The sequence below is a fragment of the Vibrio sp. 10N.261.55.F4 genome (assembly GCF_041470465.1).
GTDB classification, from domain to species: domain Bacteria; phylum Pseudomonadota; class Gammaproteobacteria; order Enterobacterales; family Vibrionaceae; genus Vibrio; species Vibrio crassostreae_C.
This window is the reverse complement of the sequence record NZ_JBFRMM010000008.1, coordinates 175,034-187,639: the sequence shown is the minus strand read 5'-3', so window position 1 is coordinate 187,639 and position 12,606 is coordinate 175,034. Positions and strand designations below refer to the sequence as shown.

12 protein-coding genes, 4 tRNA genes and 1 other annotated feature are annotated in these 12,606 nt (G+C 44.3%); of the genes, 5 read left to right on the top strand and 11 right to left on the bottom strand.

Features of this window, described 5'->3' with window-relative positions; all coding sequences use genetic code 11:
- Window positions 1-151: 151 nt before the first annotated feature.
- The 7 genes from AB4249_RS06340 to uvrY all read right to left on the bottom strand — a co-directional run bounded on the left by AB4249_RS06340 (window position 152) and on the right by uvrY (window position 3,975).
- Window positions 152-227 (bottom strand) — tRNA-Gly (locus AB4249_RS06340).
- Between the two features lie 32 nt (window positions 228-259).
- A tRNA-Leu gene (locus AB4249_RS06335) sits at window positions 260-346 on the bottom strand.
- Window positions 347-426: 80 nt separating this feature from the next.
- Window positions 427-502 (bottom strand) — tRNA-Gly (locus AB4249_RS06330).
- Window positions 503-538: 36 nt separating this feature from the next.
- Window positions 539-612: transfer RNA gene (locus AB4249_RS06325), tRNA-Cys, on the bottom strand.
- Between the two features lie 266 nt (window positions 613-878).
- Complete coding sequence (gene pgsA / locus AB4249_RS06320) at window positions 879-1,436, bottom strand: CDP-diacylglycerol--glycerol-3-phosphate 3-phosphatidyltransferase (protein ID WP_372102559.1); 558 nt, start codon at window positions 1,434-1,436, stop codon at window positions 879-881.
- Window positions 1,437-1,482: 46 nt separating this feature from the next.
- Window positions 1,483-3,315: an excinuclease ABC subunit UvrC gene (gene uvrC / locus AB4249_RS06315; protein WP_372102557.1), complete on the bottom strand. Its 1,833-nt coding sequence runs from the start codon at window positions 3,313-3,315 to the stop codon at window positions 1,483-1,485.
- A gap of 15 nt (window positions 3,316-3,330) precedes the next feature.
- Window positions 3,331-3,975 (bottom strand): UvrY/SirA/GacA family response regulator transcription factor, encoded by a 645-nt coding sequence (gene uvrY, locus AB4249_RS06310; RefSeq protein ID WP_017078219.1) that lies wholly within the window; start codon window positions 3,973-3,975, stop codon window positions 3,331-3,333.
- 426 nt (window positions 3,976-4,401) lie between these two features.
- Between uvrY and AB4249_RS06305 the strand changes: the two genes are divergently transcribed.
- Complete coding sequence (locus AB4249_RS06305; protein ID WP_372102555.1) at window positions 4,402-6,765, top strand: DNA polymerase II; 2,364 nt, start codon at window positions 4,402-4,404, stop codon at window positions 6,763-6,765.
- A 93-nt stretch (window positions 6,766-6,858) separates the two neighbouring features.
- On the opposite strand, the gene AB4249_RS06300 is transcribed toward AB4249_RS06305, so the two are convergent.
- Entirely contained in the window at window positions 6,859-7,626 is a 768-nt protein-coding gene (locus AB4249_RS06300; protein WP_017061494.1) for a hypothetical protein, read from the bottom strand.
- Between the two features lie 137 nt (window positions 7,627-7,763).
- Between AB4249_RS06300 and yeiP the strand changes: the two genes are divergently transcribed.
- The 3 genes from yeiP (at window position 7,764) to AB4249_RS06285 (ending at window position 9,303) form a co-directional block, all read left to right on the top strand.
- The gene (gene yeiP / locus AB4249_RS06295) at window positions 7,764-8,333 is read left to right on the top strand and encodes an elongation factor P-like protein YeiP (protein ID WP_017055115.1); all 570 of its coding nucleotides are present in this window, start codon (window positions 7,764-7,766) and stop codon (window positions 8,331-8,333) included.
- A 10-nt stretch (window positions 8,334-8,343) separates the two neighbouring features.
- Window positions 8,344-8,673, top strand: a complete 330-nt coding sequence (locus tag AB4249_RS06290) for an HI1450 family dsDNA-mimic protein (protein WP_372102553.1) — start codon at window positions 8,344-8,346, stop codon at window positions 8,671-8,673.
- Between the two features lie 147 nt (window positions 8,674-8,820).
- Window positions 8,821-9,303 (top strand): RNA methyltransferase, encoded by a 483-nt coding sequence (locus tag AB4249_RS06285; RefSeq protein WP_017061495.1) that lies wholly within the window; start codon window positions 8,821-8,823, stop codon window positions 9,301-9,303.
- A gap of 246 nt (window positions 9,304-9,549) precedes the next feature.
- Here the strand turns inward: AB4249_RS06285 and rluB are convergent, their stop codons facing one another.
- The 3 genes from rluB to rnm form a co-directional block, all read right to left on the bottom strand.
- Window positions 9,550-10,584, bottom strand: a complete 1,035-nt coding sequence (gene rluB, locus AB4249_RS06280) for a 23S rRNA pseudouridine(2605) synthase RluB (RefSeq protein WP_017055112.1) — start codon at window positions 10,582-10,584, stop codon at window positions 9,550-9,552.
- A 159-nt stretch (window positions 10,585-10,743) separates the two neighbouring features.
- Window positions 10,744-11,364, bottom strand: a complete 621-nt coding sequence (locus tag AB4249_RS06275) for an L-threonylcarbamoyladenylate synthase (protein ID WP_009848751.1) — start codon at window positions 11,362-11,364, stop codon at window positions 10,744-10,746.
- Window positions 11,365-11,426: 62 nt separating this feature from the next.
- Window positions 11,427-12,281 carry an RNase RNM gene (gene rnm, locus AB4249_RS06270; RefSeq protein WP_372102551.1) on the bottom strand — a complete coding sequence of 285 codons (855 nt, stop codon included), beginning with the start codon at window positions 12,279-12,281 and terminating at the stop codon, window positions 11,427-11,429.
- Window positions 12,282-12,401: 120 nt separating this feature from the next.
- On the opposite strand from rnm, the gene AB4249_RS06265 reads away from it, so the two are divergent.
- Entirely contained in the window at window positions 12,402-12,527 is a 126-nt protein-coding gene (locus AB4249_RS06265; RefSeq protein ID WP_009848753.1) for a trp operon leader peptide, read from the top strand.
- Window positions 12,474-12,588, top strand: a sequence feature (Trp leader region). (Overlaps the previous gene by 54 nt.)
- Window positions 12,589-12,606: the final 18 nt, after the last annotated feature.

Here is a 12,606-nt window from a genome sequence, read left to right as displayed (position 1 = left end):
ATTTTCCGGATTGGTATAACTTGATTGCAAAATTTGAAACAGAGATAGAAATGAATGTTGAGTGCGGATTCGAACAAGAAGAGTTCTTAAACGTAAAAGCTAAACGTCAGAAACCAAAAAGCCCGAACATTTCTGTTCGGGCTTCTTAATTTGGAGCGATACATCGGGTTCGAACCGATGACCTCAACCTTGGCAAGGTTGCGCTCTACCAACTGAGCTAGTATCGCATTTGCTTTATCGAGATAAAGGCTTTAATAGATGGTGCCCCGGGCCGGACTTGAACCGGCACAGCGCGAACGCCGAGGGATTTTAAATCCCTTGTGTCTACCAATTCCACCACCAGGGCACGCAATTCTTTATTGCGATGCCGATTACTGAAAAGTAAAACACCATCTTAATGCTGACGCCAATCAACATTACAAAATTTGGAGCGATACATCGGGTTCGAACCGATGACCTCAACCTTGGCAAGGTTGCGCTCTACCAACTGAGCTAGTATCGCATTTTCATTCAAATTCTTTCTAGAAGAAAGAGAGAATGGAGGCGCCTCCCGGAGTCGAACCGAGGTCCACGGATTTGCAATCCGCTGCATAGCCACTCTGCCAAGGCGCCTTAGTAACTCCAATCGAATCGCTCACTGCCATCCTCTTGGGTACGGGATGCATTCTACGGATTCAGACGATTGAGTCAATATTATTTTTGTATTTTTAATTCGTTTGAATAGATTTCATACGAAACAGGCCAAATAGCTGACTTTATGTTCAAAACACACTGTGAGCGGGTTATTCAAAGGAGATCTATATCACATTAGATATCCACTATTGATAACTTAACCTTAGGTTAAAGATCAAAAAAGCGAGCCTCAGCTCGCTTCTTCATCAATGATGTTTTTCGTCTAACAAATCGTCTTTGGCAGCCATCAAGTATTGTGCCATTGACCAATAAGTAAGAATGGTGGCGACATACAGTGCAATGTAACCTACCCACACCATCCAGTCGTCGTATCTCCAGATAAGTACCCAAAGAGCGAACATCTGAGAAACCGTTTTGACTTTACCAACCCAAGATACCGCAACACTTGCGCGTTTACCGATTTCAGCCATCCATTCACGAAGCGCTGAAATGATGATCTCACGAGCAATCATGGTCACGGCTGGAATAGTTATCCAAATAGAGTGGTAATGCTCTGTAATCAGGATAAGAGCCGTAGCGACCAACACTTTGTCAGCCACAGGGTCAATAAAGGCACCGAAGCGAGACGTTTGCCCGAGTTTACGAGCCAGCATGCCATCTAGCCAGTCAGTAAAACCCGCTACCCAAAACACCATTGCAGCAGCAAAAGGAGCCCATTGGTAAGGTAGGTAAAAAACAACAACGAATACTGGGATCAAAAATAGTCTCAGTAAGGACAAAATGTTAGGTATATTCAAACGCATATTATTGGGCTCTTATTAATTGCGCTTTAATGGTGCGGGATTTTTACTATTGTTTCAATGCTTGATAAATGTTTTCTGCCAAAGAATGACTAATGCCCGGTACTTTGGCTATTTCTTCGACAGTTGCACGCTTAAGTTCTTGTAAGCCACCCATATATTTCAGCAAAGATTGACGGCGCTTAGGCCCTACCCCTTCAATTCCTTCAAGCGCACTGGTTCTACGCGTTTTACCACGTTTTGCTCTATGCCCTGCAATCGCATGATTATGGCTTTCATCACGAATATGTTGGATAAGGTGCAGTGCTGGCGCATCACTTGGTAAATTAAACTCTTCACCTTCAAGGGTCACCAAGGTTTCCAAACCCGGTTTACGTGTTACCCCTTTCGCAATACCCATCATTCTTGGTCGAAACGGCCAATCATCCCAATATTTGGAAATGATCTCATGTGCACGATTCAACTGACCTTTACCGCCATCGATAAAAATGATGTCTGGGATCTTGTCGACATCGAGTTGTTTTGAATAGCGTCTCTCAAGCGACTGAGCCATTGCAGCGTAGTCATCACCACCGGTAATACCTGTGATGTTGTAACGACGGTATTCCGGTTTAACAGGCCCTTCTTGATTGAAGACCACGCAAGATGCAATCGTACTTTCACCCATGGTGTGACTAATATCGAAACATTCCATGCGTTTGATAACGTCCATCGACAGCACTTCTTGAAGCTCCTTAAAGCGCTGATTGATCGTCATCTTGTGATTAATCTTGGTGGTAATGGCTGTTAATGCATTGGTGTTAGACAGTTTAAGGTAGCGACCACGAGTGCCAGAAGGATTAGTATTGAAGTGGATCTTACGACCCGCAACTTCACACAAGGCTTCTTGAATCGGTGTGACATCTTCCATCAAATCAGCATTAAGGATGAGACGAGTTGGGATGGTTCTCGCTTCATTATGTGCAAGATAGTATTGGCTTAAAAAGCTCGAAAAGACTTCCTCTCGCACCGTATTGTTTGGAATTTTCGGGAAATGGCTTCTACTGCCTAAAACCTTTCCTTGGCGAATCATCAAGATGTGAATACAAGCCACGCCATTTTCTTGAGCAAAACCTAACACGTCCATATCTTCCATTGAGTCGTCAGATACGTACTGTTGCTCTTGCACGCGTCGAATCGCTTGGATCTGGTCGCGGAAAGCAGCAGCTTGCTCAAAGCGAAGCTCTTGGCTTGCCTTGTCCATTTTATCGATGAGCGTCTCAAGAACTAGCTTGTCTTTCCCCTGTAGGAATAAACGAACGTAGTCGATAAGCTCGCTGTACTCTTCATCAGAGATAATTGAGCTGACACATGGCGCAGCGCAACGACCAATCTGATACATCAAACACGGGCGCGTTCTGTTGGCATAAACCGTATCTTCACACTGACGAGCAGGAAAGATTTTCTGTATTAGGTGCAACGTCTCACGCACAGCGCCGGAATCAGGATAAGGACCAAAGTACTCTCCCTTTTTCTTCTTAGCACCACGATGCATCGACAAACGAGGATGTTTGTGACCACTAATAAAAATATAAGGATACGACTTATCATCACGCAGAAGTACGTTGTATTTCGGTAGATACTGCTTGATGTAGTTGTGCTCAAGGATAAGAGCTTCTGTTTCTGTATGCGTTACAGTGACATCGATTTTGTCGATATTGCTAACTAAAGCGCGCGTTTTTTCACTGTCGACTTTTTTACGGAAATAACTGGAAAGGCGTTTTTTGAGGTTCTTAGCTTTACCGACGTAAATAACAACAGCCTCGGCGTTATACATACGATAAACGCCGGGCTGTTCTGTTACTGTCTTGAGAAATGACACTGAGTCAAACAAGTTGGTCACTATACGATCTCAGTGTTAAAGGGTCTCAGTGTCTAACATTCCATGTCTAATCGCTAAATGCGTCAGCTCTACATCGCCACTGATATCCAATTTGCTGAACAAACGGTAGCGGTAACTGTTGACTGTTTTAGGACTTAGATTGAGTTGTTCTGAAATATCCGTCACTTTCTGACCTTTGGTAATCATCATCATGATTTGAAGTTCACGCTCAGATAAGTCTGCGAATGGATTTTCAGACGCAGGCGAGAATTGGCTCAAAGCCATCTGCTGCGCAATTTCTGGTGAAATGTATCGTTGGCCACTATTAACCACTCGAATTGCATTTACCATTTCATCCGGACCTGCCCCTTTAGTAAGGTAACCAGCAGCTCCAGCTTGCATCACTTTAGTTGGAAACGGATTTTCCGTATGAACAGTTAAAACGATGATTTTAACATCAGGGTTGAAACGCAAGATTTTCTTGGTTGCTTCTAAGCCACCAATACCAGGCATATTCATATCCATCAAAATAACGTCAGTATTATTACTACGACACCATTTTGCAGCATCTTCACCGCTTTCAGCTTCCCCTGCTACGTTCATTCCACGGACGTCTTCAATAATACGTCGTATCCCTGTGCGAACCAGCTCGTGATCATCTACAAGGAAAACATTTATCAAACTTGTATCTCCACACTATTAATTGGCTCTGCAACCACTGTGTCATTTCATCTGTTTGAAACAATTGAACAAAGGAACAGTGGATCGCAGCATTGAGTACATCTTAACTTAATTACTAAAAAAAAGCTCTGTTGAATATGTGCTGAAACACGAACTTTAGCAAGTACTTATTAACAAATAAGCTAACTAAAACAACAAGCTTTTTCTAAAAATCAACCAGTTAAAACAACACCCAATAAAATTACACAAGATAAAGATATTTTCAATACCATTGAATAGCCATTCGCGACAATTTCACTTATTTGCTTATGGAGTCCCGTTATTTGCCTCTGTTAACTAGAATTTAGTTAGTATTTTGGTTGCCTGTTGTGCGCAGAGAGCCGCTAGATGGTAGTATTCGATTCCCCATTTCAATAGGTTACTACATTGGATATTCAGCAAGGCTTTGTACTCACAAGACAAGCGAGAGACTTTTCAGGGCGTACCCAAATTGACTTGTGGTTAAGCTCCCCTCAAGGCCCAACTCTGCTGACGATTCAAAATGAAAAACCTGTATTTTTCGTCGCTCAATCTGATGTTGAAGAATGTCAGGCAATCGCAGCGAAAGAGTCGATTGATTGCCAATTTAAGCCTCTAGAATTAGCCACATTCGATCAAACCCCTCTCGCCGCATGTTATACATCACTAGCGAGAAGTAGCTTTGGTTTAGCACAAGCCTTTCACAGCGAAGAGATTCAGACCTTTGAAAGCGATATTCGACTCGCCGATCGATATCTGATGGAACGCTTTATCAAAGGCAGCATTGAGTTCACTGGGACTGCCGTGCAAAAAAGTCAGCATCTTAGAGTTTCCAATGCAAAATGCAGAGCGGGCGATTACTTACCCAGTTTATCTGTGGTTTCACTTGATATTGAATGCTCAGAAAAAGGCGTGCTTTATTCTATTGGCTTAGACAGCCCGATGGACAGCCGAGTCATCATGGTCGGCGAACCACAAAAGGCTGACACAATCGTCCAATGGGTTCCTAATGAGAAAGCTCTACTCGAGGCGATGATTAGATGGTTTTCTGAATTTGATCCCGACATCATCATCGGTTGGAATGTCATTGATTTCGATTTTAGGCTGCTGCACAAACGTTCAGAATGGAACGAAGTGAAGCTCAGCATCGGTAGAGACAATCAACCAAGCTTTTTCCGTAGTTCTGCACAAAACCAGCAAGGCTTTATCACGATCCCAGGCCGCGTTGTGCTGGATGGCATCGACATGCTCAAGACAGCGACCTACCACTTCCGCTCTTGGTCTCTTGAATCGGTATCTCAAGAGCTACTCAGCGAAGGCAAAGACATCCATAACGTTCACGACCGCATGGATGAGATAAACCGGATGTTTAAGTTCGATAAGCCTTCGCTCGCCAAGTACAACCTTCAAGACTGCGTGCTAGTAAATCGCATCTTCGAACACACTCACCTACTCGACTTCGCGATTGAGCGCTCTCGATTAACCGGTGTTGAGCTGGATCGCGTTGGTGGCTCTGTTGCGGCCTTTACTAACTTATATCTGCCTCAAATCCACAGAGCGGGTTATGTCGCACCGAACTTAGAGCCAGAGAATTGGATTGCGAGCCCCGGCGGTTATGTGATGGATTCAATTCCCAATCTGTACGACTCGGTTTTGGTACTCGATTTTAAGAGCCTGTATCCATCGATCATTCGCTCGTTTCTGATTGACCCTATGGGACTAATTGAAGGGTTGAAGCTTGAACTAGGCCCAGCAGAAAACCAAGCCGTTGATGGCTTTCGAGGTGGGCAATTCCACCGCTCTAAACACTTCTTGCCCGAGATGATCGAAAACCTTTGGGCTGCACGTGATGTGGCGAAGAAGAACAACGAGAAAGCGTTCTCTCAGGCGATTAAGATCATCATGAACTCATTCTATGGTGTGTTAGGTTCGTCTGGTTGTCGTTTCTTCGATACCCGGTTAGCGTCTTCAATTACCATGCGTGGACATGAGATCATGAAGCAAACCAAGGTTCTGATCGAAGACAAAGGCTATCAAGTGATTTACGGCGATACCGATTCAACCTTCGTGTCTCTGAACGGCAGTTATGATCAGCAAAAAGCAGACGAGATCGGGAACACACTGGTCGCTTACATCAACGATTGGTGGACGAATCACTTAAAAGAGACCCACAACCTAACCTCAATACTCGAATTGGAATACGAGACTCACTATCGCAAGTTTCTAATGCCGACCATTAGAGGTTCAGAAACCGGCTCGAAGAAACGTTATGCCGGATTAATCACTCAAGGCGATAAAGAAAAGATCATATTTAAAGGGCTTGAGAGTGCACGCACCGATTGGACACCTCTCGCACAGCAATTCCAACAAACCTTGTATGAGATGGTGTTTCACGATCAAGATCCAACCGACTACGTCAGACAGTTTGTTGATGAAACCTCTGCTGGCAAACATGATGATTTATTGGTGTATCAAAAGCGCTTACGCCGCAAATTACATGAATACCAAAAGAACATTCCGCCGCAGGTTCGCGCAGCTCGTATGGCCGATGAGATCAATGCTCAGTTAGGGCGCCCTCTTCAATACCAAAATAAAGGACGCATTGAGTATTTGATTACTCTGAGTGGCCCTGAGCCCAAGGAGTATTTAAAGAGTGGTATCGATTATCAGCACTATATCGACAAGCAGATTAAACCGGTCGCAGAGGCAATACTGCCCTTCATCGGTTTAGACTTTGAAAGAGTTAGTGGGCAGCAGTTGGGTTTGTTCTAGCACTATATTCAATATGCTCTTAAAACGAAAAAAGCAGAGATATGTTCTTCAGCACACTCTGCTTTTTAGTATCAATGGATCGGTTATAAATCTCTATCCGATTCTGAACTCGGTTTTCTGATACTGCTTAATCAACCACTCACCAAAGCCATCAAGAATACCGATCACCGAACGTTTAGGGATTGGTCGACCAGAAAGTAAAATGCCCAACCTTTGGATTTCGACTTCTCGATCTGGGTGATACTTCAAGAACTGTTGGCCACATTCAACAGGATCATCGTACCAATATTTATCGCGGTACATCACCAGTGAGTAACTCGCCCGTAGAAGCTTCTTGGCAATAATCACCTGCGCAGCGACTTGTTGTTCTGGCGTTGTCGCTCGTGCGATCTTGTTGCGATACACCGCCAACCAGTTTTCCGCATCCATATTCCAGTGCTTAGCGATTTCCCAACTTGTTTCAAAATCACCATAGCAGTCTGATAAGTCTTCACCATGCACACACACGGCTAAATGCTTGAGCATAAAACCCCAAGTGAAGATATTGTCGAAATCGACTATCTCACTCACTAAGGTAGTTTTTATCGCCACTTGAGTTACCTGCGGGAAGCTCTTTTGGAAACGCCATTTGATGGTGTTCAACAAAGTGGTTCGTTGGTCAGGAAACGGTCGATGGGTCACCACAACCACATCTAGATTGGAGCGACCGAAGACGGCTTGCTTACGAGCCACACTGCCATAAATATAAATACTGTGCAGATTAGATCCTAACCCACCTTTTAGAAAGGTAATCAGATCGTTAACCACAGGTTGAAATTCAGGTTGAAAAGGCTGTGTTGGGTCAATAACGGGTAGCTGCATAGGTCGTTTCGGTAAATAAAATAATGATTTAACTATAACTCTATGATCGCCTAGGTGACTTTATGATTCAAGCTATTCCTATTTATAGCATCTCCGAGATATAATCAGCGGATAGACCCACTAAGGACAAACACAAAATGCCTAGAGCAAGTGAAATTAAAAAAGGTTTTGCTATCACAGTAGAAAGCAAAACAGTGATCGTTAAAGATATCGAAGTAACAACACCAGGCGGCCGTGGCGGCCAAAAGATTTACCGCTTCCGTGGTAACGATGTAGCAACTGGCGTTAAAACTGAAGTTCGCCACAAGGCTGACGAAATTGTTGAAACTATTGACGTAACTAAGCGTGCAGTAATGTTCTCTTACGTTGATGGCAACGAGTACATCTTCATGGACAACGAAGATTACACACAATTCATCTTCAACGGTGAGACTATCGAAGACGAACTACTGTTCATCAACGAAGAAACTCAAGGCATGTACGCGATCCTTATCGACGGCAACGCTGCAACGCTTGAGCTACCAACATCTGTTGAACTAGTTATCGAAGAGACTGATCCTTCAATCAAAGGTGCATCAGCGTCTGCTCGTACTAAGCCTGCTCGTCTTTCTACAGGTCTTACTATTCAAGTACCTGAATACATCGCGACTGGCGACAAAGTAGTAGTAAACACTGCTGAACGTAAATACATGAACCGCGCAAGCTAAGACACTTATTATGACCGAAGCTAACGACCTAATGTCTTATGACGACGCAATTGACACTGCATACGACATCTTCCTAGAGATGGCACCTGACAACCTAGAGCCTGCAGACGTGATTCTTTTCACTGCTCAGTTTGAAGATCGTGGCGCAGCAGAGCTTGTTGAAACTGGCGATGATTGGGTTGAACATGTTGGCTTTGAAGTCGACAAAGAGATCTACGCTGAAGTGCGCATTGGTCTTGTGAATGAAGCTGATGACGTTCTAGACGACGTATTTGCTCGCATTTTAATCAGCCGTGATCCAGAACATAAGTTCTGTCACATGCTGTGGAAACGCGACTAATACCGCTGTTGACGCTCATCTGCATGAGTAAACAAGTATTCATGTAAGCGAGTTAAAAGTTAGCCGAGCCCATTGCTCGGCTATTTTTATCACGCTATTTTCCATCGTGATTCATCACTTTCATCATCAACGTTAGATTCACTGATTATGACCAAAGCAAAAACAGACACACAATCAAAAGGCTATGCCTGCATTGGCCTAGTTAACCCAAAGACGCCAGAAAACGTAGGCTCAGTGATGCGAGCAGCTGGCTGCTACGGCGCCAACTCTGTGTTTTACACTGGCACACGCTACGACCATGCGCGAAAATTCCATACCGATACCAAAGAAAAGCACTTAGCCCTGCCTTTGATTGGTGTTGAAGAGCTGAAAGATATTATTCCAGTAGGCTGCGTGCCGGTTGCTGTTGATCTGATTGAAGGTGCTAAGCCTCTACCTGATTACAAGCACCCACCACGTGCGTTTTACATTTTTGGCCCAGAAGATGGCACGCTAAAGAAAGAAATCACAGATTTCTGTCGTGAGACGATTTACGTTCCGACCAACGGCTGTATGAATCTAGCGGCATCAGTGAATGTTGTGCTTTACGACCGACTGGCGAAAGGCGATAACTTTTCGAATCATAAGTAAAAGAAACGAGATACGAGATACGAGATACGAGATACGAGATACGAGCAGATTATAGATGCGCCTACACGAGATAAGAGATGCGAAAAGCTCGCTTACTGTCACTTATGGCAGCATGTTTTCGATACTCGGTTACTCGCATCCCGCATCTGCTATTTCTCCAGACGTAAAAAAACCTGCTCAATGAGCAGGTTTTTTAGTATTCAGTGCTTTCAGCTAATGAAGCTTTACGCGTAAGAAATTACGTAATTACTGACGTGTTCTTGGCTTAGCTGGTTTAGCCGGACGACCGTTGTTCAGTTTAGGCTTACTTTTGTTAGCCTGAGGTTTGCCTTTGTTTGCAGCTGGAGCGCTACGACCTGAATCAGGTGTTGTAGTACCGCGAGTTGCAGGCTTCTTACGCTTAGTTTGGTTGCTACGGCCTTTTGGTGCGTTTGCACGCTCTTCGTGACGTTTAACAGCACGACGAATTTTTTGGCTACGAGAACGCTCACGCTTACGAGAAGTGTTTGAAGGATCAAGATCCAACAGTGTCTCTTTCTCAGGCTTAAGCTCAACAAGCTCACGCAGGTAGTTAACTTCTTGAAGATCTAGCTCTTTCCAACCGCCACGAGGCAGTTTCTTATCAAGGTAGATATCACCGTAACGTACACGTTTCAGGCGGCTTACTGTCGTTTCTTGAGATTCCCAAAGACGACGAACTTCACGGTTACGACCTTCGTTAATCGCTACGTAGAAAGTATGGTTCATACCTTCACCACCAGCGTAAACAACATCTTCAAAACGAGCCATGCCGTCTTCTAGTTGTACACCACGAGTAACGTTTTTAACTTTTTGCTCAGTCACTTCACCGAATACACGTACTAGGTACTCACGCTCAACCTGACGGCTTGGGTGCATTAGACGGTTTGCAAGCTCACCATCAGTAGTGAAAAGCAAAAGGCCTGATGTGTTTGCATCAAGACGACCAACTGAAATCCAACGAGAACCACGGATCTTAGGTAGACGATCGAAAACAGTACGGCGGCCTTCAGGATCGTGACGAGTACAAAGCTCACCTTCAGGTTTGTAGTAAGCAAGTACACGACAAACCACTTCTTCAGAAGCCTTGCCTGAAACAGTATGGCCATCGATACGGATCACTGAGTTCTCGTCTTCAAGACGCTCGCCCAGTTTCGCAACTTGACCGTTAACACTTACACGACCAGATTTGATTAAACCTTCTAGTTCACGACGAGAACCGTGACCAGCTCGCGCTAAAACCTTCTGTAATTTTTCGCTCATTTACTCTTTTCTACCTAATTGTCGTCTTCACAGACGTCGAATGAATTTTTCGCGACCAAATCGCGGTCGCGTATTATCGCAAATAACCTGCCAAAAAGCACTTGTTATTTACTGTGGCAGGTTTGCTGTATCGTTACAGACTGTTAATCAGTAAAGCGATTATTCAAACGGCGCAGGATCGCCAGCACCACGACGTAGAACCACGGCATCATCGTCACTGAAGTCAATAACCGTCGTCGGTTGCTCACCTAAGTAACCGCCATTCAAAATGACATCAACCGCATGTTCTAGGCTGTCACGAATTTCTTCTGGATCCGACTCCGTAGTCTCGTTACCCGGCAGAATCAGAGACGTCGACATTAATGGTTCACCCATCGCTTCCAAAAGGTCGAGTGCAATCTTGTTGTCTGGGACACGAATACCAATCGTTTTACGCTTGGCGTTCATCAAACGCTTTGGCACTTCTTTGGTTGCTTTAAAGATAAACGTGTAAGCACCTGGTGTATGTGCTTTCAGTAGACGGAAAGCCACGTTATCGACGCGTGCATACAGTGATAATTCAGAAAGATCACGACATAACAAGGTGAAATTGTGCTTGTCATCGATGCGACGAATTTTACAGATACGTTCAAGTGCTTGTTTGTTTTCAAGCTGACAGCCCAGCGCATAACCGGAATCTGTTGGATAAACCACAACGCCGCCATTGCGAATAATCGCAACCGCTTGAGTAATTAAGCGTGCTTGTGGGTTATCTGGGTGTACATAAAAAAACTGGCTCATTGTTGATCCTCGTTATCGAATCTCTCGACTCTATCATCAGAAGGAGCTGGCTCACCTAAAGACTATTCAGATGGTGAAACCGTTTGAAACTCCCAATCTTTCCATACTTCTTCGACCCCAGAAGGTAGCCAGAGATTGCGTCCAAGTTCCATCCACGGAGATGGGTAATGGAAATCACTGCCTTGGGAGGCTAATAGTTTGTATTGTATAGCATAATCTGCGAGTGTGCGTCTTTCTTGTTGCGCTTGCTGAGGTTGAGCAACTTCCATCCCATCCCCTTTCGCTTCAACAAATGCCGCTAGCAGGCGCTTAACCCACTTGGCTGTAAGTCCATATCGTCCAGGGTGAGCGAGTACGGCTTGTCCACCAGCGGCATGAATAGCCGTGACAGCATCACTCATTGAACACCACGTTGGCGGCACATAACCTGGGTTATTGCGAGTAAGAAACTTTTTAAACACCTGCTGCATGGTTTTCGCGTAGCCATTGTCGACTAACCATTTCGCAAAGTGTGCTCGAGTAATTGGTGCATCACCCGCAATCAATTTAACTTCTTCTAGCACCCCTTCACGAGTCGCTTTCTCAAGACGTTGAGCAATCATCTCTGCACGTCCAATACGGTGTTGCTTCTGTCGCTCAATGAGCGCTTTGAGTTCTGGTGACTCAGGATCAACGTTTAACCCAACAATATGGATATCTTTGTTTTGCCAAACAGTCGAAATCTCAATGCCGTTGATCAGCTGAATAGGAAGATTGTTATCAGCAACATAGTTGCGTGCTTCAGCAAGCCCATCAGTCGTGTCATGATCTGTAATCGCTAGCGCTTCGATGTTAAAGCCAAGCGCTCGGTCAATTAGCTCAGGTGGAGTAAGTCGGCCATCTGAGGCTGTTGTATGACTATGTAGATCAATTCTCATATATTCTTTTTCATTGTTTTCAATTTTTATCGTTATATTTGTGTCAACACACTTGACCCGCAAGCAGAAAACTAGTTAACTAGTACACAAATACGAAGTATCACATTTGATAGGTTCACCATGTTACAAGAATTTAACCAAAACCATAAAGATAAAGTTTTAGAACTTTCTTCAGTAGAAGCAAGTTCAGAGCTTAATTGGTGGCGCACTTGGACAAGTTCTTGGTGGGCTAACGTGTACTTCTAGTTAAACAGTTTGTTTATAAAAAAGTTATCACTAAGCCCGCTTTAATAGCGGGCTTTTTAATTTGTCGAACATCTCACAT

Excerpts from the sequence above, each read along its gene's own strand:
- pgsA (WP_372102559.1), bottom strand. The coding sequence starts at position 1,436 with ATGCGTTTGAATATACCTAACATTTTGTCCTTACTGAGACTATTTTTG.
- AB4249_RS06265 (WP_009848753.1), top strand. The coding sequence starts at position 12,402 with ATGTTACAAGAATTTAACCAAAACCATAAAGATAAAGTTTTAGAACTT.
- rluB (WP_017055112.1), bottom strand. The coding sequence starts at position 10,584 with ATGAGCGAAAAATTACAGAAGGTTTTAGCGCGAGCTGGTCACGGTTCT.
- yeiP (WP_017055115.1), top strand. The coding sequence starts at position 7,764 with ATGCCTAGAGCAAGTGAAATTAAAAAAGGTTTTGCTATCACAGTAGAA.
- AB4249_RS06275 (WP_009848751.1), bottom strand. The coding sequence starts at position 11,364 with ATGAGCCAGTTTTTTTATGTACACCCAGATAACCCACAAGCACGCTTA.
- AB4249_RS06290 (WP_372102553.1), top strand. The coding sequence starts at position 8,344 with ATGACCGAAGCTAACGACCTAATGTCTTATGACGACGCAATTGACACT.
- rnm (WP_372102551.1), bottom strand. The coding sequence starts at position 12,281 with ATGAGAATTGATCTACATAGTCATACAACAGCCTCAGATGGCCGACTT.
- AB4249_RS06300 (WP_017061494.1), bottom strand. The coding sequence starts at position 7,626 with ATGCAGCTACCCGTTATTGACCCAACACAGCCTTTTCAACCTGAATTT.
- AB4249_RS06285 (WP_017061495.1), top strand. The coding sequence starts at position 8,821 with ATGACCAAAGCAAAAACAGACACACAATCAAAAGGCTATGCCTGCATT.